Origin of the sequence: Legionella saoudiensis (assembly GCF_001465875.1) — a bacterium.
In the GTDB taxonomy this organism is placed as follows: Bacteria; Pseudomonadota; Gammaproteobacteria; order Legionellales; family Legionellaceae; genus Legionella; species Legionella saoudiensis.
This window is the reverse complement of sequence record NZ_LN901324.1, coordinates 1,435,197-1,455,036: the sequence shown is the minus strand read 5'-3', so window position 1 is coordinate 1,455,036 and position 19,840 is coordinate 1,435,197. Positions and strand designations below refer to the sequence as shown.

Genomic DNA, 19,840 nt, shown 5'->3' with positions numbered 1-19,840 from the left:
TTATGAATCCAGCTCGTAAACGTAAGCTTTTAATTTTATTGTCTGCTTTTATTGTGTTATCTATAGCTTCAGGCTTAGTTTTATATGCTTTAAGACAAAATATTAATTTATTTTATACCCCGACTCAAATTGCAGAGGGCAAAGCACCACCAAAACAAGCGATTCGAGTAGGCGGTATGGTTGAAAAAGGCTCGTTGGTGCGCGCTAAAGAAGGCTTAAGAGTTGAATTTAGGGTCACTGATTTGCAACAAACGGTGACTATTGTTCATACCGGTATTTTGCCTGATTTATTTCGTGAAGGACAAGGGGTTGTGGTGGAAGGACAACTTATTGATAATCAACATGTTCAGGCAACTCGGGTATTGGCAAAACATGATGAAAAGTACATGCCTCCTGAAGTAAAAGCGGCATTAGCGCCGAAGGGGAATTCATGATTGCTGAGTTAGGCCTTTTTTCTCTTATTCTGGCATTAATGGCCTCCATCGCTTTAGCCGTAATTCCATTAATCGGATTGCAAGCAAAGCGCACGGAATGGATGGATGCAGCAAAAACTTATGTAGTTGCCCAGTTTTTATTAATTGCGTTAACCTACGTTCTTCTTACTATTTGTTTTCTAAAGGACGACTTTTCCGTTATTTATGTAATGAGTAATTCCAGTCTCGCCTTACCGTGGTTTTATAAGTTATGTGCGGTTTGGGGTGGCCATGAAGGCTCTATGTTACTCTGGGTTGCGATTCTGAGTTTTTGGACCTTGATGGTGGCATGTTTTAGTGCCGGCTTAGATAAAGAAATGCGCACACGCGTACTCGTCGTTCTAGGATGGCTAAGCATCGGTTTTATCCTCTTTTTATTAACGACCTCAAATCCTTTTTTACGCCAATTCCAAGTATTAAATACCCAAGGTCGTGATCTAAATCCTTTATTGCAAGACCCTGGATTCTTATTCCACCCGCCCATGTTGTATATGGGCTATGTAGGCTTTTCTGTGGCTTTTGCCTTTGCAATAGCAGCCTTATGGGCTGGAAAAGTTGAAAGTAGCTGGTCTAAATGGACAAGGCCCTGGACTTTGGCGGCTTGGTGTTGTTTGACGGCTGGAATAACTCTTGGTAGCTGGTGGGCTTACCGTGAATTAGGTTGGGGTGGCTGGTGGTTTTGGGATCCTGTTGAAAATGCTTCGTTTATGCCCTGGCTGGTAGGAACTGCTTTGTTGCACTCCTTAGCTGTAACCGAACAGCGTCAGCAATTTAAGGCTTGGACCATGCTCTTAGCAATTGCTGCTTTTTCTTTAAGCTTAATTGGTACGTTTTTAGTGCGCTCAGGGGTACTCACTTCAGTGCATGCTTTTGCTGTAGATCCACAACGTGGTTTATTCATTTTAGGCTTTTTATTATTGGTTATTGGCGGCTCCCTATTATTGTTTTTGTTTCGTGCGCAAACGTTGCATGCAACGAATAATCCTAGTCCTTTATCCCGTGAGAGCGCGTTACTTTTAAATAATGTATTTTTAGTGGTAATTATGCTCACGGTTCTTATGGGAACCGTTTATCCATTACTCGTGGAAGGGCTGGGTTTAGGTAAGTTATCAGTAGGAGCACCTTATTTCAATGCGGTATTTGTCCCATTAATGATACCCATGTTGTTATTAATGGGATTAGGTATTCATCTAAAATGGCATTCAGATAATTGGAAGGGTATTTTTAAGAAATTATGGAGTGTGGCGGTACTGAGTCTAGTATTACCTTATGCTTTATTATTACTAACTCACCATGAGTTTGATGCCTCAGCTTTTCTGGGATTGGTTTTAGCGACTTGGATTATTTTAAGTACTACCAAGGCGGTGATTAAGCGCATTAAAGAGCGCGGTGGTTTTACTCGAGTTGGTCAAGCTTATTGGGGCATGGTATTGGCGCATTTTGGTGTTGCTGCATCTGTAATAGGTATTGCTGTCTCCACTGCTTATGGCGTGCAAGATGATGTGCAAATGCATCCCGGTAAAAAAATTGACCTGGTTGGCTACTCTATTGAGTTTGTAAATCAAAAACCTTTAGATGGGCCTAATTATAAGGGTACCCAGGCGCAATTTAGAATCAGCCACCATGATAAAACTAAGCTGATTTATCCTGAAAAAAGACTTTATACCATTGGCCAAATGGCAATGACTGAATCGGCAATTGATGTGACTCCTTTTCGCGACATTTATGTGGCTTTGGGGGAGCCTTTGAGTGGGGATTCCTGGTCGGTCCGTCTTTATTATAAACCCTTTATCCGCTGGATTTGGGCTGGGGGATTTATGATTTTAGCCGGTGGTTTTTTTGCACTGACTGACAGACGTTATTATCAAAAAAGACAAACAGCGGGAGCCCTTGCATGAGAAAAATAGGATGGCGAATAATTCCTATAGTGCTTTTTGTTCTATTGAGTATTTTTCTTTGGCGTGGGCTTTCTTTAAATCCACGTGATTTGCCCTCAGTGCAAGTAGGTAAATTAATGCCTGATTTTACTCTGCCGGAATTGCATCATCCGCAGTCATCTTTTAGCTCCCAGCAAATCCGTAATCAAGTCGTTTTGTTAAATGTTTGGGCCAGTTGGTGTGCCGCCTGTACAGATGAACAAGTCTTTATGTTGCAATTAGCGCGTGAAGGGGTCCCTATTTATGGATTAAATTATAAGGATAAACCTGAAGATGCATTGCAATGGCTAAGCCAATGGGGGAATCCTTATAAATTAGTAATGCAAGATAGAGAGGGGCGTGCAGCAATTGACTTAGGTGTTTATGGAGCACCAGAAACTTTTGTCATCGATAAAAAAGGCGTGATTCGCTATCGCCATGCTGGAGCTATGAATCAAGAGTTGTGGCAAAAGGAAGTTCTACCTTTAATCAAAAAATTGGAGCAGACGGCATGAAACGCTTGCAGTGGATTTTACTCTGGATAGTTTTAGCTCCAACATGTCTTTGGGCAAATGGCATGTATCCTTTAGATTCAGCAAAAAAAGAAGCGCAATTTAATCATTTGTTAAAAGATTTACGATGCCTGGTATGCCAAAACCAGGATTTAGCGGATTCGAATGCTGATCTTGCTAAGGATTTAAGGGGACAGGTTTATCAGTTAGTGAAAGATGGTAAGAGCGACAGTGAAATTACTGATTATCTTACTGCACGTTATGGAGATTTTATTCTGTTTAAGCCTCCAGTTAAGGCAATTACTTATTTATTGTGGTTTGGTCCGCTTTTGTTTTTAATTTTAGGTTTTTTAATTTTTTGGCGAACTTGCTTTAGCAAGAAAAAAAATCTGCGTGAGTCAGCAATATGAATGAATGGTGGTTATTAGCGTTACTTGTTGCGCTAACTCTTTTAGCAAGTGCAGTAATTATTTATCCTTTAAGGCGCCATTGGCTTGCCTGTTTATTGCTCGTCCCGATTATTTTTATTTTAGCCTTTACTGGCTATTTTAATTGGGGTGGCTTTGCTAAGTGGCAGGATTATTTGCAATACCAAGAAAAACAGCAAAGAGCTGATGCCATGCTCAAATCGATTAAGAGTCCTCAGGAGTTAATCGCCAAGTTACGCGCTAAATTAGATGATACTCCTAAAAGTGCAAAGGGTTGGTATCTTTTAGGGCGTTTATATGCTGGCCAAGAGGAAAAACAAGACGCAGCAGATGCTTTTGCCAAGGCTTATCAATTTGACCCTAAGGATGAGCAATACGCGGTTAATTACGCACACAGTTTGTGGGTATTAAATAATCGACAATTTACCGAACAGGTTACAGAAATATTTGCTGATTTATTAAAAAATAATCCCAATCAACCAGACGCTTTAGCAATGATGGCCATGAATGCATACGTAAGCCATGCTTACGAAGATGCCATTGCTTATTGGCAACGCTTACTTAAATTAGCTCCACAGCAGTCAGAAGAGGCACAGTCGATCCGCAAGGCGATTGCTAAGGCGGAAGAGCAAATTAAGCTTAAAGAGAAAAATTTAGATTGAGTGAAAAAGAAGCGAAGTATTTTCGCCCAATAATATGCTTCATTTACATTAGCTAAGCCAACAGTAGGGGGTTGGCCCCTGGCATAATAGCGCAAACGTCAAAACCCAACGAGCACCAACGTTCGCGTAAAAGAGGCGGCTTTGAATACTACTTCCTTGGCATATCATAACAGGAATAAACATACCCCAGTTTCTGCATATCCTCATTAGGATCGACAAACTCAGGATAAGCTTCAGTCACATAAGCATGAACTTTTTTAATATCACTACGCAGTACACAATGGCCATCCCGCTCAAAGATTCTTTCTGCAGTAAATGAGCGTACTTCATCTTTATATCGATAAAGCAGCGATAAACTATTTCTCTTTTCTTGTTTAAAAATATCGCTATTAAGAAAATGGCAAATTTCATGAACCAGAGTGCTGGCAATATCCTCCGCGGAGCGCTCAGAGTTTAAATAGATATGCTTATCTTCGTAAATAATTCCGGAATATGTTTTTTCAATAATTTTTACAGTTTCGTCAGAAGGTGGGTAATCAGAAGGAATTGTAATTTTTTCCTCCTCTAATAAGTCTTCTTGTATTTCTTGAAAATGCTTGTATGACATATTAAAAAAAGAATTTATCGTGACCTTATGAGAATCGAGAACTTCTAAAACACGTGCTGCAACGATCGATTTATTGGCTCTAATTAATTCAATTGCTTCCTCAAGCTTGGCATCAAAATTATTTTTTTGCGTAGAGGATTTATCCATAAATAAAGATTTAAAGAACATTCCTTTCTCCTCTTGGTTTCTTCTCGTTATTTTTAATTCAAGAGCATAATTTAATGCTAGCTAAGCTTTATAAGATATTCCAATTTTCTCACCAGGTTATGCTAATTTAGCGTAAAGCTACAATTTCATAAGAAATCTGCTAGTCTTTAAGTTAGACATCAGTATTTTAAGGAGAAAATGATGTATAAGAGGGTATTGTTTGCGACTGACTTTGATGAGGTTGGCGTGTTAGCAGCCCATAAGGCAAAAAAGATTGCTGATGAAAATGGGGCTGATTTGATTTTAGTTCATGTGGTTGAACCTATTCCTGCTTATGCTTACCCTGGTTTTGCAGGCTTTGCTGAAGTGGAGTTGTCTATTCGTGAACAAGCAGAAAAAGAACTCAATGAATTAGGCGATAAATTAGGGGTTGATGAACAACATCGTTTTATCGAATTTGGTTCTACAAAAAATGAAATATTACGAGTAGCAAAAGAACGTAATATAGATTTAATTGTTACCGGCAGTCATGGAAAACATGGCCTATCTTTATTATTAGGCTCCACTGCAAACTCAATTTTACACAATGCACAATGTGACGTTTTGATTGTGCGCTCCAATGTTTCTGAAACTACAGAGAAAAAATAGAAGGTACCTGCTCTATAAGGGAAAGCTATATATAGGCTTTCCCTTAGGATTATTCTAAATTTTGGCCATAAGAGGCTTGCCCGTACTATTCACAATATAAGAAGATTATTAATGGTCCTTTAACTATTTTGCATAAGTGAAGGAAAATCTTGCTTATACGGCCATGCATCAAGGCTAGACTCTTTTAAGTAGGCGTAACTTCCACAAAAAAGCCACATATAAAGTGCCAATAGGCAAGAAAAGAAGTATACTATGACGTTTTAGTTTACCGATTGAATGATTCAATGAGATTGTTACGTGGTGTTCACCATTTTTCTGTTTTTGATAAGGGTGTGGTTGCAACCATTGGCAATTTTGATGGGGTTCATTTAGGACACCAAAATTTAATTAAAACGTTAAGGGCCAAGGCTAATGCTTTGAATTTACCCTTAGTTTTAATTTTATTTGAGCCACAACCACGAGAGTACTTCCAAAAGGAACGTGCTCCGGCAAGACTTTCTGGTTTAAGAGAGAAGTTGGATGTGCTGCGTCAATGTCAGGTTGACTATGTTTATTGCATTAAGTTTGATGATGTATTTGCGCAAACTACGGCAAGTGAGTTTGCGCGTAATTATTTATTTTCTACTTTAAACATAAAACATCTTCTTGTTGGCGAGGACTTCCGCTTTGGAAAAAACAGAGAGGGAGATGTGAATTTGCTCCAACAGCTAAGTTTAGAATATGACTGCAATGTCCAAGTTTATTCTGATTTTTGTATTAATGAGGACCGGATTAGCTCCACAAAAATTAGAACTGCATTAGAGATCGGAGATTTAGAAACAGCAGCCAAATACTTAGGTAGAACTTACAGTATTTGCGGGCGCGTAGTCCATGGTGCACAACGCGGGCGTCAGTGGGGAATTCCTACTGCAAATATTGGCCTGCGACGTTTATCTGTTCCTTTACAAGGTGTTTATGCGGTAAAAGCGCGTCTTGCATCTCAGCAAATAGTATATGGGGTTGCTAATATTGGAAGGCGGCCTACAGTCGATGGCAGTAAGTGTGTTTTGGAAGTCCATTTATTTGATTTTGAACAATCAATTTATGGGGAATTAGTGCAAGTATTTTTCTTGCACAAGCTACGTGATGAGGTTAAATTCACTACGGTGGATGCTTTGATCGAGCAAATACGTGATGATATTAAGGTGGCGAAAACATTCGTCAAAAACCTAACGATTTCGTAAAGTGGTGGTCAGTTATGGCAGAATATAAAGATACATTAAACCTTCCTAATACTTCATTTCCCATGAAGGCAAGCTTGGCAACCCGGGAGCCGGAAGCCTTGGCTCAATGGCAGGAAAAGAAAGTTTACGAGCAAATTCGTAAAGCGCGTGCAGGCAGTAAAAAATTTATTCTGCATGATGGCCCTCCTTATGCTAATGGTCATTTGCACTGCGGTCATGCCTTAAATAAAATTCTTAAAGACATTATTATTAAGTCCAAATCCTTTAGCGGCTATGATGCCCCTTTTGTTCCTGGTTGGGACTGCCATGGTTTACCTATTGAGCTGAACGTTGAGAAAAAAATAGGACGTGCAGGCGATAAAGTTACGGCTCGAGAGTTCCGTGCAAAATGCCGCGAATATGCCGGTAGCCAAATTGATATTCAACGCGCAGAGTTCCAGCGCTTAGGCGTATTAGGGGATTGGTATAATCCTTATGTCACCATGGATTTTCGCTATGAAGCCAATATCGTGCGTGCTTTAGGTTTAATGATTAAAAATGGCCATTTGCAACAAGGGTTTAAACCGGTGCATTGGTGTATCGATTGTGGTTCAGCTTTAGCAGAAGCTGAGGTAGATTATGAGGAAAAAACCTCCATATCCATTGACGTAGCCTTTACTGCAATTAATCCTGAAGAATTTATTAATCACTTTAATATAAAAGCTGATGTCAAAAAGCTGAGCGTGCCTATTTGGACAACCACTCCTTGGACTTTGCCTGCAAACGAAGCAGTATGTCTGCATCCTGAGATTGAATATTCTTTAGTTGATGCAGGCAGTTTTTACTTAGTTCTGGCGACAGAGCTTGTTGAATCAGCAATGGAGCGGTATGGAATTAGTGGATACACTATTAAAAGTTCAGTGCAAGGTAAAGCCTTTGAACATTTAAAGTTACAACATCCTTTTTATAGTCGTATTGTTCCTATTGTTTTAGGTGAGCATGTAACGACTGACTCAGGTACTGGAGCCGTACATACAGCACCAGCTCATGGCCCTGATGATTACTTAATTGGTAAGGCCTATAATTTACCTTTAATTAATCCGGTTAAGGCGAATGGATGTTTTGCTGAGGATGTGGGCTTGTTTGCAGGACAGCATGTATTGAAGGCCAATGAGCGCGTTGTAGAGGTATTGGCTGAAAATGGGGTTTTATTAGCCAAAGGAACCATTCGACATAGCTACCCACATTGCTGGCGCCATAAATCACCGATGATCTTTTTAGCAACGCCACAATGGTTTATTTCTATGGATAAAAACCAGTTAAGACCGGCAATTATTAAAGAAATCGATACCGTTAACTGGGTTCCTGATTGGGGTAAAGCGCGTATTAGCAACATGGTTGAAAACAGGCCTGACTGGTGTATTTCAAGACAAAGAGCTTGGGGGACCCCAATGCCCTTATTTGTACATAGTAGCACTCGTGAATTACATCCTAAGACTTTGGAATTTATTGAGCAGGTTGCTGTGCGCATTGAAGAAGCAGGAATCGATGCCTGGTTTGAAATGGATAAAGCCGAATTACTCGGTGATGATGCGCCATTTTACGATAAAATTAATGACACCATGGACGTTTGGTTGGATTCAGGAGTAACCCATTATTGTGTGTTACAGCAAAATAAAGAGTTGGCCTTTCCTGCGGATATTTATTTTGAGGGTTCTGATCAACATCGCGGTTGGTTTAACTCATCATTAACTACTTCAGTAGCTATGTATGGTGTGGCTCCCTATAAAACTGTACTAACTCATGGTTATACTGTGGATGCTGAGGGTAGAAAGCTATCTAAATCCAAAGGGAATTATGTAGCTTTAGATCAAATGGTTAATCAGCACGGTGCGGACATCCTACGTTTATGGGTTGCCTCCACAGATTACCGGCATGAGGTAAGTATTTCTGATGAAATTATTAAACGTAATGCGGACGCATACCGTAGAATTCGTAATACAGCGCGCTTTTTATTAGCAAACTTGTTTGATTTCGCTCCAATGACCGATCGTGTTGATGCGAAAGATCTTTTAGAATTAGATAAGTGGGCTATTAAACGTTGCCAGCTATTACAGGAAGAAATTATTGCAGCTTATGAAAGTTATCAATTCCATGTTATTTATCAGAAAATTCATAATTTCTGTGCTGTGGACATGGGTAGTTTTTATTTGGATTTAATTAAAGACCGTCAATATACTTGTGCAAAACAAAGCAAGGCACGACGTTCTTGTCAAACGGCGATGTATCACATCATTAGAGCCTTTACTTTATGGTTGGCTCCTATACTGTCATTTACTGCAGAAGAGATTGCCAAGTTTATTCCTGGCTATACCAATGAGACAATTTTCACTGAGCTTTGGTATGATGCTTGGCCTGCAATTGAAGGCGTCAATATGGCGGATTGGGAAGAGTTGCATGTGATTCGTGATGAAGTGAATAAAGCCTTAGAAGAAACACGGCAAAAAGGAGAGATAGGCTCTGCTTTAGCTGCCGAAGTTTCTTTATATGCGGATAATGTTACCTTACCTAAATTGACTCGTTTAGGAGAAGAGTTACGTTTCTTACTTATTACTTCCGGTGCCACGGTACAACCTATGAGCGCTGCTCCAGCGGGATTAGCGGCTACTGAATACGGTGTATCTATTTTAGTAGCGCCAAGTGCTCATGAAAAATGTGCACGTTGTTGGCATCGTCGACCTGATGTAGGGCAGGATGCACAGCATCCAGAACTGTGTTTACGTTGTGTTGGCAATATTAGTGGCCAAGACGAAATGAGGCAATTTATATGAAAAAATGGCATTGGTTTGCGCTGAGTATTTTAATTATTGTTTGTGACCAGGCAAGTAAATATTGGGCTGGAGCCTCTTTAACTGCGTATAAACCAATGCCTGTTTTTCCGATGCTCAATTTTACTCTTGCGTACAACACGGGGGCGGCTTTTAGTTTTTTAAATGGGGCCGGGGGTTGGCACCGCTGGTTTTTTGCCGGTTTTAGCTTAATCATGAGCGTGGTTCTAATTGTTTGGTTACTTCGTGCGCCCAGTCAAGATCGCCTTTTATGTGCTGGAATTAGTCTTATTTTAGGTGGCGCTGTCGGTAATTTAATTGACCGCGCGTTTTATGGTTATGTGGTTGATTTTATCGATGTGTATTACCAGCATCACCATTTTGCGACCTTTAATATTGCTGACAGTGCGATTTGCGTAGGGGCTGCATTTTTTGTATTAGATGTGCTTATAAATCGAAAATAGGAGCTCAAGTAGGCTGGCGCTGAGCGAAGCACGGCCTAGGCTCCAAAACTAAACCAAAATGCTTGCTGCAAGTGCTGCTAGCTGTTTTCTATCCGGATTATTAATACCAACTGCTGCGACCGCAGGTAAATTCAAAAAATGCTCTGCCTCTTCCCATTCTATTTCGGCTGGAAATAATTTTAATCCGGGAAGGCATTTATTTAGCATGGTACAAAAAGCTAAATCAGCCGGGAAGGGACGTACATGCACATAGCCCACGCTCATTGCAGCCATAGCTTCAGAAACCGTGGCAATTCCTGGGAGGTAGTTCATGGAATAAACAGTTGCAGTTTGCGCAATTGCGGGTAAAAATCCTGGACTTGTGGCAAAGTGAGCTCCCGCATGATAGCAATATTCTAAGTGTTGTACCTCAGTGACTCCTGCGGCACCAATTTTAATCGATGGGAATTTGGCTATTGCCTGTTGTAGGAGTTGGGTATCGGTGGAATTAATTTCAACCAGAGAAAAGCCAGCCTGAGCAATCTGTTCTAAGCGCTCAAATAAAAAATTATCAACATCTAGAGAGATGATTATGGATTGATTGCCCAATAATGTATCTAAAATCATGTTTAATTCTGCCTGTTGATGATGAGCGAGACTTTTATAATAAACGGAGTCGGTTGGGCTGTAAAGCCTGGGAATTCCCCTAATCTTTACGGTGTTGAGTATGTTTCGCGCTATAAGGAACTATAATACTACTCACTCCTAAACCGCAGCATGCCGCGGGTTTAGGAGAAGGTTATGAGCAACTAAGGGCACTTACTTAAGCTCCAAGCATGAAGTGTAGGCTGGTGCTGAGCATTGCGAAGCCCGGCATGGATGTGGCATTGAGCCTCGGCGCTGGGCTTCGTTGCACTCAGCACCAGCCTATAAAATCCCTTAAGTAAGTGCCATTAGTTATGAGCAACTAGCTATGTTGATTATAAAGTTCTTTTAAAGGGTGAAGGGTTAAAGGGTTTCATTTCTGGCTCTTCCGGTTCTGCTTTTCCAGGTTTTGGTGTTGGTGGTTTAGGGCCAACTTTTGCAAAAGGTCCATCTTGTGGTGGAGACATTTTCACGTCCATTTGCAAATCCAAAGGACCTTTTTCCACACTTACCCCGGGCTTGGATTGAACCGCGCCAAAATATGCCATATGTTGCAATAGTGATTGCATGGTTGTATCGGGTAACGGCGCGAGCGAAAGGATTTTTCCTACCCCTAATTTCTTTAAAAGTTTAGTAAAATAATCGGTGACTTCTTTTTTCTCTTTTTTATTTAAGGTCTTGTCATCATTTATTTCGTCAAACGCTCGTTTCGATGAGAAACCAAAGAAAGGTATTATTTTGTGAGAAATTTTAAGTACTGATTGTGGCGGAGCAGGCATCGCTACGGGTTGGGCTTTACCTGAAAGTGTAGGTGTTGGTGTAGGTGTTGGCGTATTGCCTTGTTCTAAACCTGGATTTTGTTGTACCAATGAAGCTTTTACTGATTGTAAAAGTACCATTTTATTCTCAAGATTCATTTTTTCGTCGCGTTTTTCTTGAGTTTTGGCACTTACATCATTAAGGCGTTGGTCCAAATTATGAAATTCTTTTTCCATTTTTAAGGTTTTGGTTACGGCTTTGCCTACTGTAGAAATCTCATGTTCTGCTTTTTGGAAATCACTAGACGCTTGAGCAAGCTGTTCTTTAGTCATTTCATTGATATTGTCTTCTTTCTTTACCAGATAATAATGCCCATCTTTATTAACTACTTTTTTGTCATTATTAACAATAAATGCAGCACCTTTAGCAGAGGAAACTTCTTCGCCGTTTTCGTCATAAAAAGACTTTGTCTTATCGCGTTTTGCGCGGATATCTTTTAGCTGTGCTAAATCAAGGTTGAGGGCAATTTGTTGGTCTAGAAGTTCGCGCGCTTTCTCTTCACTTCCTGGTTCGCCACTGTCTAAGATATCTAAAATAACATCGCCTTGGCGATGAAGTTCCGCTTCAATCTCATCCATTTGGATGTCGAGCTCTTCATCGGATAATGCTTCATAGCTTTCGACTTGCTCCTCAAAAGCAGCCATTTGATTCGTGAATAAGTTATGCTTGCTATTTAGCATTATTTTTTGCTTATGTAAGTTTTCAAACTCTTCAGTTAATTTAGATTCTTCCTCAGAAACTAATTTATGCTGTTCTTCACATTCTTTAATTGCTGTATTATAGCTATTTAAAGTTTGTAGTAATCCAGGCGTTGCTTTTGCTTCTTTCGGCGCTTTAGCTGGTTGCTTTGTCTCTGGCTTACTTTGATTAATGGATTTTGCATTCTGCTCTTCAATAAGCTCTCTAAGATGGCTTGCTGCATGACTTTTTTGATCGATAAGCATCAGTAGAAGATGAGCTTTGACCCGGTGCATCAAGTTTTCATGCTCACGAAGCTCGAACATTTGTTGTTCTTCAATGGCTTCATCAAGGGCTACGTGTGCTTTGATTTCGGCCTTTACGGTTTCTCCAGCGGATGTCGATAAAAAGGCTTTCACTTGCGTTGCATCATGAAGACCAAAACGGCTTAAATTAATTGGGGAGTTAGGATCCAAATCATTATCAGAGGGTTCAGCAAAATACAGAGGTTGAGAGCTTATTGCGTCGTCTAACCAGCGTTCTGCTTCGGGATTGTTTGCCAGGGGATAATCGCGATCGATGATAGATTGGTTTGTACTCATATATGTGTTCCTAATTGCCCCATTTCTGTTAATTATACACAACATTGCTTAATAAAGCACCAGTTTTTTGGCGTTTGCTGCGGACATTAAATATTTTTACTATGAATTAGCTTTTTTTTGTAGGATTAATTGTTTTTTCTCGCAAATAAATGAAGGCGCTCAGTGTACGGCTTATAAATAGCTCATTGAGGAGCTAGCTATTTTCTCTTCAGTGTGCTCAAGAGAAGGCGGTGAAGAAAACAAGTCATAATGAGGCGGTGCCACAAGACAAGGGGGAGGTGGTATGTGGTCTGGTTGTTCCAGTAGGGCTTTTAACAAGCAATGATGGCTGTCTTGGCGATGAGGCACCAGCTCATAGCGACTGGGTTTATCTAAAAAATAGCGCTCATCAGTTAAGGAGGTAGAGAGTGCTCCATTAACATCAGCAAAGGCCCAGCGATATAACTGTCTACGCTGGATTTCAATATAGGATAATAGTTGTTGTTTTGCAGCACTTGCTCCATTGTCTATCCAATTAAAGAAAAGGGTTAAACCCGCGGCGCTGTGAGTAAATAATGTTCCTATAGAAGGATCCCATACTGCTCCAAAAGCACAAAGAATCATACCGAGGGAATAAGCCAGTCCCCGAGTTAAGGGATTAATAAGTGTAATGCCAAGACGTATACTCAATGAACAGCTATCAATCAATGGTAGGATTAGCAAGTTTTTAATAAGCTGTAACAGTGGTAAAAAGAGACCACGTCCTGCATTAATACTTAGGTTAATAAGGGTATTATCTGAAAAATGTCCGAAAGGAGAACTAAAACCATACAGTGGTGAAAAACTAAAACGAGCTAGAAGATTAGGATGGTGGGCTCTATTAGCAAAACCTAGAAAAACAGTTCCTAGAGGCTCAATGTTTCCGAGAGTACCTAGAATGTTGGTAAATAGATTTGTTATACCCCGAAAGGGTACATGAATAAAAAGTGAGCCTATGCTAATTAAGCCCAGGGTAAATAATGATAAAGTAAGATCGGAGAGGGCAGCAATTACTTGCTTGCTAGTCTTTTGTAATAAAGGAATATTCTTTTTACATCCATGAATGAATCCTCCATGAAACCCATAATAAAATCCTTCAATAAAAGGAGCAACAAACAGTTTACCAAATGCCAGAGCGCTTTTGCAGATCCACTTAAATGTACCTAAAAACCAATCATCGCCTGGATGCATAATCGTATCATATATGGCTGCACCGCCCTTGCCTCCCAGGGTAGCATAGTTTGTGTAGGGGAAATCACCCATTTCTTTTCCTAAAGCAGGAATCGCTTTAGTTAAGCCATAGCCTAAACTAAGCGCTAATGCAGCAATAATAGCAATTTGCGCCGGGTCTTCCTTAAAAACTTGAATGGCCTCAATAAAAAACTTATCTAGGTTGCCGCCGACAACGGTACTCTGCCAATAAAGTGTGGAAATAGATACTGCTTGCGAGTACGTACCGTGATTGAGCAGATGCGCTAATTTTTGCGTGGGCTCTATAGCGCTAATCAAACCGTTTAAGTGCAGCTTTATTAGAATATCTTCTAATTGTCTAGGAGCAAGTATGGCTCCGCCACCGAAGACGTAAGCTGCCATTGCTAAGGAGCCAATCAAGGGATTGCGCTCGCTGGCGTTAAGGAAAATTCCTCCTATATGGCCCACAATATTGAGGACACGATGCAACGGATTATCATAGGCGGGAGCACAGGGTGGATGGTTTGCCTGAGCAATTACATAGGGGTTATTATGGATTTGCTCTTTAATAAACTCATCTAAAGTTTGGCCATTAGTAAGCAAGCCTTTATTTTTTAAGATACGAGCCAATGAGCTTTTTTGCGGGCTTCGTAGTTTAGGTTGAACTTGACGTTGGGGAGTTGTTTGTTGCTGGTGGGAGGCATGCACATGATTTTCAAACTCTTCTTTTAAATCATGAATAATAAATCGGTGCATGCGTTTATAAAAATTAGTAAAGAAGTTGGGTATTCGCGTGATGAAGGTTTTAAATTGCAGACTCGCTCGTTCAGGCAGATAAAGATGACGCTTGCAAACCTGAGCTAAAGTATAAAGGTCTTGCCCGGTAGGCAGGGGATAGAAATGTTCATCCTGATGAAAATAACGTATTTCCGCTATTTTATTTTCTTGACGTATCAGAATGAGCCGCTCTTTGGCAATAATTACGCAATGCGCATGCCCCTGATTACTTAATATCCGTTTTGCCTCTCTTACATTATCGGCTTGCAGAGGAGCATGAGGGCTGTGTATCAAATCAGCAACCAGTTGATTAACACTGGGATAAGCTTTTTGTTCGAGCCCCTGAAGTTTGTAATAAGGCGTGATTTGTATTAAGGAAATACCTGGTCGTGGTTGTTCTTCTTCAATTTTATGTTCGGGTTTATTTTCTGAGGCCAAATGTTTAATCCAATCATGACCATCATGCCACATCGTATAAAAGAATGAATGTATTTTTTCAAACCGGTTTGCCGGTATATTATTTAAGCTGGGGGCTGGAGGAATTCCATAATAATGGCAAATAACCCTGAGCGCGTCATCTAAATCCCGTTTGTTGTGTCCAATATGCACTTCACTGTCCCATATAAAACAGGGATTTTCAGTATTAGCTTTTTTTATCTTGCTAAAATCCATTTGGTCTTGGCGAGAAACAGAATGAATGCGGTTAAATGAGTAATTCTGTGCGATTTTATATGCATCAAACAGTGCATCACCCAGCGAACCTTCAGAAACTAAGGGGTTGTTAGCCAGCATACGATTTTTATCCCGATGCTGCTTAATAATGTGAATGGCTTTCCGTCTTAAGGTTTCCTGCTGTTCGTACTCGGTACAATGTAACTTGCGTTCTTCTTTTAACAAAATTTTTAGAGCATGGATGCACTCGTTGGCAATGTGTAATTTTTGTTTTTGTGGCAAAGAAAGAGGGCGGGTATAACTTTCTGAGCGGATGCAATAGCTTTGAACCTGATTAATTAAGTCAGCAATTAATGAAGAATGGCGTTTTCCCGGAAGCAGTTTAATGAGCTCTGCTTGGTGCGTAAACAGCATAAGTTGCACTGTTTTTTGATCATGATTTGCGATAAGACGTATTTGATCATTATTAGGAAGGCGATACTCCATTTTATAATGCCCGATAAGTACAGCTCCTGCCTCATCGCTAAATAAATTTCCTGCGACTGTCGGTAGTGCCTGATGACTCAGCGGCGTTATCATCAGCGGGATAATAATCTGAGTGTGTCCTTCAGTTGTGAGAAAATCGGCCATAGACTTGGTTCATTGTGCAGATATCGTCCAGCATACTTGGTTTTTATCGGAAATAGCAAGTAGGAGGTAATTGAGGCCTGGAAATTTAGTGGGGGCACTGATAAAATGTCTTAAAAGTATACAGGAATAAATTAATGACTAGTTATTGTGGTTACATTGCCTTAGTTGGCAGACCGAATGTGGGAAAATCCACGCTGCTTAATCGGATTTTAGAGCAAAAAGTAAGTATAACCTCCAAAAAGCCTCAAACAACACGACACAGTATTTTAGGTATTCGCACGGAAGGGGATTATCAATTTGTTTATGTTGATACACCAGGTATTCATCAGCAGGGAAATAAAAAAGCAATGAACCGTCTGATGAATAAAACAGCCATTAGTGTGTTACGTGATGTGGATGTGATTGCATTTTTGGTTGACGGTACGCATTGGCAAGATGAAGATGAGTATGTACTGAATTTAATTAAACAATCTAAAATCCCCTGTATTTTAGTTGTTAACAAGGTGGATAAAATTGACGATAAAACGCAGTTATTGCCTTGGATGGAAGAAATGAGCCAGCGTCATGAGTTTGCGGCGATTATTCCGATTTCTGCACGTACTGGAGTACAGGTAACTGAATTACAGGATAAGTTGCAGACTTATCTGCCAGAAGGCCCGCATTTATTCCCAGACGATCAATTGACCGATCGCCCCATTAAGTTCCTTTGTTCAGAATTATTACGGGAAAAAATCTTTCGTTTTTGTGGGCAAGAATTACCTTATGCGGTTACTGTAGATATTGAATCGTTTAAAGATGAAGGAAACCTAGTGCGTATCCATGCATTAATTTTGGTTGAGAAAGATAATCATAAACGTATGATTATTGGTGATCGAGGCCAAAAATTAAAAGAAATGGCAACCGATGCGCGTATTGATATGGAACGTTTGCTGGGTAAGAAAGTATTCTTACAATGCTGGTGTAAGGTGAAATCTGGCTGGGCTGATGACGAACGTATGTTGAAACAATTGGGTTATGACTAGAACAATTGAGGCATGGGTCGTACATAAACAATGGACTGGTGATACCAGTGCCAGAGTAACTTTTTTTACTCGTGATTCGGGGCTGATTCATTGTTTGTGCAAAGGAGGGCGCACTCCGAAAAAGCAGGCATTGTTACAAGCCTTCACCCCTTTATGGTTGACCATTGAGGAGCGTTACGAACGTTTTTACATGAAAACAGTCGAAAGTATTTCCCCCTCTTTAGTTTTTGAAGGTAATGCTCTTTTTTCTGCGTTGTATGTGAATGAAATTCTTTATTATGTCCTAGGACTCCAAGCTCCTGATCCTGCATTGTTTGAGGCCTATTTATTTACTTTAAATGGTTTAACTTTGGCCAAAGACCGTTCCGTGTTGGAAGTTCTATTAAGGCGTTTTGAATGGGCTTTATTGACGTCCAGCGGTTATTCTTTTTCCTTAACGCATGAGGCGAGATCAGAGGCGCTAATCCGTATGGATGGGCATTATCAGTTTATTGCCGGGGAGGGGTTTGTTTTGAGTAATCAGGGAATCCCGGGGACTCATATTTTTGCTTTAGCGCAGAATAATTTAATGGAACCAGAATATTTACGCTCGGCAAAAATAATTATGCGTAAAGCGGTTGATCATTTGTTAGGGGGAAGGGAAATTAAAGCTCGGAGCTTGTATCCGGTTTAATTTTGCCCTGTCATTGCACGATCAGGAATGACAGGGCAGTGATGAGCTAATGGCGAGGCATAAACGCCTAGCCACAAGTTACTTCACCTTATCATCCTCTTCTTCATCGTCTTCATTCTCATCCTCGGGCAAATCCTCATCACTTCCAAGGAATTCATCATAAACAATTTGATTTGCTTCAAAGCCTAAGACTTTAAAATAATCATAAGACATATAAAAATCACCGCCATCTCCAACCTGATCTCCCCAGGAATTACGTAAGGTGAATAACCCTGTATGTACACGACCTAAATCATCAATCGCGGTTGCATTATCATCATAGCCGGTAATGATCATCGAATGGCCAGCCATGAAAGGAGATAGATAAAGTTCGCGTTCAATCGTTGTCGATAATACCCAGGTATCATTGTTAACATGATGCTTGCCCACCGCCCCTGCAAGCCCTAGATCGATAGCAGGTAAGAAGCTTACCATGGTGACTCGTTGCTCTCTATTAATGGCTTGCTTAATATCACTAATCAGTTCTTGGGTATCCACCTCATTAGTAAGCATTGCTTTATAAGCATCAAGAATGGGGGCTGAGTAAATCTTATTATCGATTAAGCCCTCACTGAGTTTATGGTAGCTGTCAAAACTAATTGCCGAAGTTGGAGAGGGTTCACCATTTTCAGGATATTCATTAAGGCCACCACAGCCAACGGTACGTTGCGTTTCTTTGGATACAAAGCCATGATCCTCAAGCCGGCTTAAAATACTGCGATTTAAGGAGCCATCCCAGCCACTAGGCGAATAAGAATACTTATAATTACCTAATTGGAGTAAACATAATTGGCTTATGTAATCACCTTTTCCTAAAATCGCATCAATTGCTGCAGTATTAGCAAAGGTCACACAAGTTCCAAAATATCCTTGATCAAGAACTGGCACCCCATTCATACCTAATTGATTTTGCTCAGGAATAATAGATGGAATAAAGTTCTTTTGATGAACTGCCTGAACTTTCTGTTGTATTGCTTCAATAGCATTATTTGATAATTTAAAGTTCAACAGTTTGATCATTTTAGGTAAAGCGAATTGAGGCTTTCCGGCTGGTTTTAACGCATAATCTACAGTCCCCACAGGTTCTATTTCAGTAGCGAATGCATTACCAAATAATGCGATACTTAACATAAGAATTTTATTTAACTGCATGAAGTAACTCCTTTATCTACTGCTCTTTTAATCAAAATAAACGCGAGCAATTTGCTGTGCCTCGATGACCAGAACACGGAAATAATCAAAAGACATATAAAAGTTGCCATGATCTCCGACATCACTACCCCAGGATCCGCGCAGTGTCAGAAGGCCCTTATGCTTTTCTCCCGCCTCATCTACGGAAATCGCATCATTATCGTATCCGGTGATTACTATGCTGTGGAAGTATAAGGAAGGAAAGTTATAGAGTTCTCGCTTCATTTGAGCACTAAGAGTCCATGTATCATTTTTTTCCTGATGAGAGCCCATGGCTCCTAATATGTTCTCGTCTTTCTGGAATGCTAAAAAGCTCATAGTAACGCGTTGCCCCTGATTAATGGCTTTTTGGATATCGCTTAGGGTTTTTTCGGTATTGATTCGTTCACTTAGTGATCGGTTCATATCTAACAGCGGGAACCAAATGACTGACTCGCGAACCAGATCGCGGCTAAGTCGATTGTAGTGTTCATAATTTATAAATGGCGTATTAGGGTCTTCGCAACCAGCACTTTTTTGGTGATACTTCATAATGTATCCATAATTCTCAAGCCGGCTTAGTGAATGATGTAGACTGAAACCCGAGCCCTTATTTGACGAGTTCATGTAATTGCCTAATTGGATAAGACAAAGTTGGCTTATAACATCGCCTTTATCTAATGCAGCATCAAGTGCCGCGGTGCTGGCATATATAGAGTCATAGTAGGTCTCCCCTTGATTTAAAACAGGGACATTATTCATTCCGAGCTGTTTTGTCCTAGGTAGATTGTCATTTACAAAGGCGTTGTGCTGTAGGGAATTTGCCCGCACTTGTATTATTTTGTGTATTTTCTTGGTGGTAGGGTATTTAAGGGATGTTTGCGTCATGGGGGAGAAAGTGGCAAATGCATTGCAACTGAACACAAGACTCAATAAAAGGGCTTTGTTAAATCTCATAATTATTCCATTCTTAATGAAAAATGAGCAGCATGGTAACAAGTTTAATAGGCTAATGCAAAGCTTGGCTTGAGTTTAGGT

17 protein-coding genes are annotated in these 19,840 nt (G+C 40.3%); 11 read left to right on the top strand and 6 right to left on the bottom strand.

Going from position 1 to position 19,840, the window contains the following annotated elements:
- The first annotated feature begins 2 nt into the window (after positions 1-2).
- From ccmE to BN3124_RS15200, 5 genes are read left to right on the top strand one after another with little or no spacing between them, the layout of a single operon-like run.
- Complete coding sequence (gene ccmE, locus BN3124_RS15220) at positions 3-434, top strand: cytochrome c maturation protein CcmE (protein ID WP_058535613.1); 432 nt, start codon at positions 3-5, stop codon at positions 432-434.
- Entirely contained in the window at positions 431-2,371 is a 1,941-nt protein-coding gene (locus BN3124_RS15215; protein WP_058535612.1) for a heme lyase CcmF/NrfE family subunit, read from the top strand. Before ccmE ends, BN3124_RS15215 begins: the two co-directional genes overlap by 4 nt.
- Positions 2,368-2,904: a DsbE family thiol:disulfide interchange protein gene (locus BN3124_RS15210; RefSeq protein ID WP_058535611.1), complete on the top strand. Its 537-nt coding sequence runs from the start codon at positions 2,368-2,370 to the stop codon at positions 2,902-2,904. The genes BN3124_RS15215 and BN3124_RS15210 overlap by 4 nt, the downstream gene beginning before the upstream one ends.
- The gene (locus BN3124_RS15205; protein ID WP_058535610.1) at positions 2,901-3,311 is read left to right on the top strand and encodes a cytochrome c-type biogenesis protein; all 411 of its coding nucleotides are present in this window, start codon (positions 2,901-2,903) and stop codon (positions 3,309-3,311) included. Before BN3124_RS15210 ends, BN3124_RS15205 begins: the two co-directional genes overlap by 4 nt.
- Complete coding sequence (locus BN3124_RS15200) at positions 3,308-3,991, top strand: tetratricopeptide repeat protein (RefSeq protein WP_058535609.1); 684 nt, start codon at positions 3,308-3,310, stop codon at positions 3,989-3,991. The genes BN3124_RS15205 and BN3124_RS15200 overlap by 4 nt, the downstream gene beginning before the upstream one ends.
- 148 nt (positions 3,992-4,139) lie before the next feature.
- Here the strand turns inward: BN3124_RS15200 and BN3124_RS15195 are convergent, their stop codons facing one another.
- The gene (locus tag BN3124_RS15195; RefSeq protein ID WP_058535608.1) at positions 4,140-4,766 is read right to left on the bottom strand and encodes a hypothetical protein; all 627 of its coding nucleotides are present in this window, start codon (positions 4,764-4,766) and stop codon (positions 4,140-4,142) included.
- A gap of 180 nt (positions 4,767-4,946) precedes the next feature.
- On the opposite strand from BN3124_RS15195, the gene BN3124_RS15190 reads away from it, so the two are divergent.
- The 4 genes from BN3124_RS15190 to lspA all read left to right on the top strand — a co-directional run bounded on the left by BN3124_RS15190 (position 4,947) and on the right by lspA (position 9,887).
- Entirely contained in the window at positions 4,947-5,393 is a 447-nt protein-coding gene (locus BN3124_RS15190; protein WP_058535607.1) for a universal stress protein, read from the top strand.
- 284 nt (positions 5,394-5,677) lie between these two features.
- Complete coding sequence (gene ribF / locus BN3124_RS15185; protein ID WP_058535606.1) at positions 5,678-6,616, top strand: bifunctional riboflavin kinase/FAD synthetase; 939 nt, start codon at positions 5,678-5,680, stop codon at positions 6,614-6,616.
- A 14-nt stretch (positions 6,617-6,630) separates the two neighbouring features.
- Positions 6,631-9,426 (top strand): isoleucine--tRNA ligase, encoded by a 2,796-nt coding sequence (ileS, locus tag BN3124_RS15180; RefSeq protein ID WP_058535605.1) that lies wholly within the window; start codon positions 6,631-6,633, stop codon positions 9,424-9,426.
- A complete protein-coding gene (gene lspA / locus BN3124_RS15175; RefSeq protein ID WP_058535604.1) occupies positions 9,423-9,887 on the top strand; it encodes a signal peptidase II in 465 nt (154 codons plus the stop codon). The genes ileS and lspA overlap by 4 nt, the downstream gene beginning before the upstream one ends.
- Positions 9,888-9,935: 48 nt before the next feature.
- On the opposite strand, the gene BN3124_RS15170 is transcribed toward lspA, so the two are convergent.
- From BN3124_RS15170 to BN3124_RS15160, 3 genes are all read right to left on the bottom strand, one after another.
- Positions 9,936-10,493, bottom strand: a complete 558-nt coding sequence (locus tag BN3124_RS15170) for a beta/alpha barrel domain-containing protein (RefSeq protein ID WP_058535603.1) — start codon at positions 10,491-10,493, stop codon at positions 9,936-9,938.
- A gap of 353 nt (positions 10,494-10,846) precedes the next feature.
- Positions 10,847-12,610 (bottom strand): hypothetical protein, encoded by a 1,764-nt coding sequence (locus BN3124_RS15165; RefSeq protein ID WP_058535602.1) that lies wholly within the window; start codon positions 12,608-12,610, stop codon positions 10,847-10,849.
- Positions 12,611-12,781: 171 nt separating this feature from the next.
- Positions 12,782-15,898, bottom strand: a complete 3,117-nt coding sequence (locus BN3124_RS15160) for a hypothetical protein (RefSeq protein WP_058535601.1) — start codon at positions 15,896-15,898, stop codon at positions 12,782-12,784.
- 134 nt (positions 15,899-16,032) lie between these two features.
- Here BN3124_RS15160 and era point away from each other — a divergent pair, with 134 nt between their 5' ends.
- Together era and recO are read left to right on the top strand one after the other, a co-directional pair.
- Positions 16,033-16,920 (top strand): GTPase Era, encoded by an 888-nt coding sequence (era, locus tag BN3124_RS15155; RefSeq protein WP_058535600.1) that lies wholly within the window; start codon positions 16,033-16,035, stop codon positions 16,918-16,920.
- Positions 16,913-17,593 (top strand): DNA repair protein RecO, encoded by a 681-nt coding sequence (gene recO / locus BN3124_RS15150; protein WP_058535599.1) that lies wholly within the window; start codon positions 16,913-16,915, stop codon positions 17,591-17,593. Before era ends, recO begins: the two co-directional genes overlap by 8 nt.
- Positions 17,594-17,671: 78 nt before the next feature.
- Here recO and BN3124_RS15145 read toward each other — a convergent pair whose 3' ends face one another.
- Complete coding sequence (locus BN3124_RS15145; protein ID WP_058535598.1) at positions 17,672-18,784, bottom strand: C1 family peptidase; 1,113 nt, start codon at positions 18,782-18,784, stop codon at positions 17,672-17,674.
- Positions 18,785-18,811: 27 nt separating this feature from the next.
- The gene (locus BN3124_RS15140) at positions 18,812-19,759 is read right to left on the bottom strand and encodes a C1 family peptidase (protein ID WP_058535597.1); all 948 of its coding nucleotides are present in this window, start codon (positions 19,757-19,759) and stop codon (positions 18,812-18,814) included.
- Positions 19,760-19,840: the final 81 nt, after the last annotated feature.

Coding starts and splice junctions, on each gene's coding strand:
- BN3124_RS15215 (WP_058535612.1), top strand. CDS start 431: ATGATTGCTGAGTTAGGCCTTTTTTCTCTTATTCTGGCATTAATGGCC.
- BN3124_RS15145 (WP_058535598.1), bottom strand. CDS start 18,784: ATGCAGTTAAATAAAATTCTTATGTTAAGTATCGCATTATTTGGTAAT.
- BN3124_RS15205 (WP_058535610.1), top strand. CDS start 2,901: ATGAAACGCTTGCAGTGGATTTTACTCTGGATAGTTTTAGCTCCAACA.
- ribF (WP_058535606.1), top strand. CDS start 5,678: ATGAGATTGTTACGTGGTGTTCACCATTTTTCTGTTTTTGATAAGGGT.
- recO (WP_058535599.1), top strand. CDS start 16,913: ATGACTAGAACAATTGAGGCATGGGTCGTACATAAACAATGGACTGGT.
- BN3124_RS15210 (WP_058535611.1), top strand. CDS start 2,368: ATGAGAAAAATAGGATGGCGAATAATTCCTATAGTGCTTTTTGTTCTA.
- BN3124_RS15165 (WP_058535602.1), bottom strand. CDS start 12,610: ATGAGTACAAACCAATCTATCATCGATCGCGATTATCCCCTGGCAAAC.
- BN3124_RS15170 (WP_058535603.1), bottom strand. CDS start 10,493: ATGATTTTAGATACATTATTGGGCAATCAATCCATAATCATCTCTCTA.
- ileS (WP_058535605.1), top strand. CDS start 6,631: ATGGCAGAATATAAAGATACATTAAACCTTCCTAATACTTCATTTCCC.
- BN3124_RS15195 (WP_058535608.1), bottom strand. CDS start 4,766: ATGTTCTTTAAATCTTTATTTATGGATAAATCCTCTACGCAAAAAAAT.
- BN3124_RS15140 (WP_058535597.1), bottom strand. CDS start 19,759: ATGAGATTTAACAAAGCCCTTTTATTGAGTCTTGTGTTCAGTTGCAAT.
- era (WP_058535600.1), top strand. CDS start 16,033: ATGACTAGTTATTGTGGTTACATTGCCTTAGTTGGCAGACCGAATGTG.
- lspA (WP_058535604.1), top strand. CDS start 9,423: ATGAAAAAATGGCATTGGTTTGCGCTGAGTATTTTAATTATTGTTTGT.
- BN3124_RS15190 (WP_058535607.1), top strand. CDS start 4,947: ATGTATAAGAGGGTATTGTTTGCGACTGACTTTGATGAGGTTGGCGTG.
- ccmE (WP_058535613.1), top strand. CDS start 3: ATGAATCCAGCTCGTAAACGTAAGCTTTTAATTTTATTGTCTGCTTTT.
- BN3124_RS15200 (WP_058535609.1), top strand. CDS start 3,308: ATGAATGAATGGTGGTTATTAGCGTTACTTGTTGCGCTAACTCTTTTA.
- BN3124_RS15160 (WP_058535601.1), bottom strand. CDS start 15,898: ATGGCCGATTTTCTCACAACTGAAGGACACACTCAGATTATTATCCCG.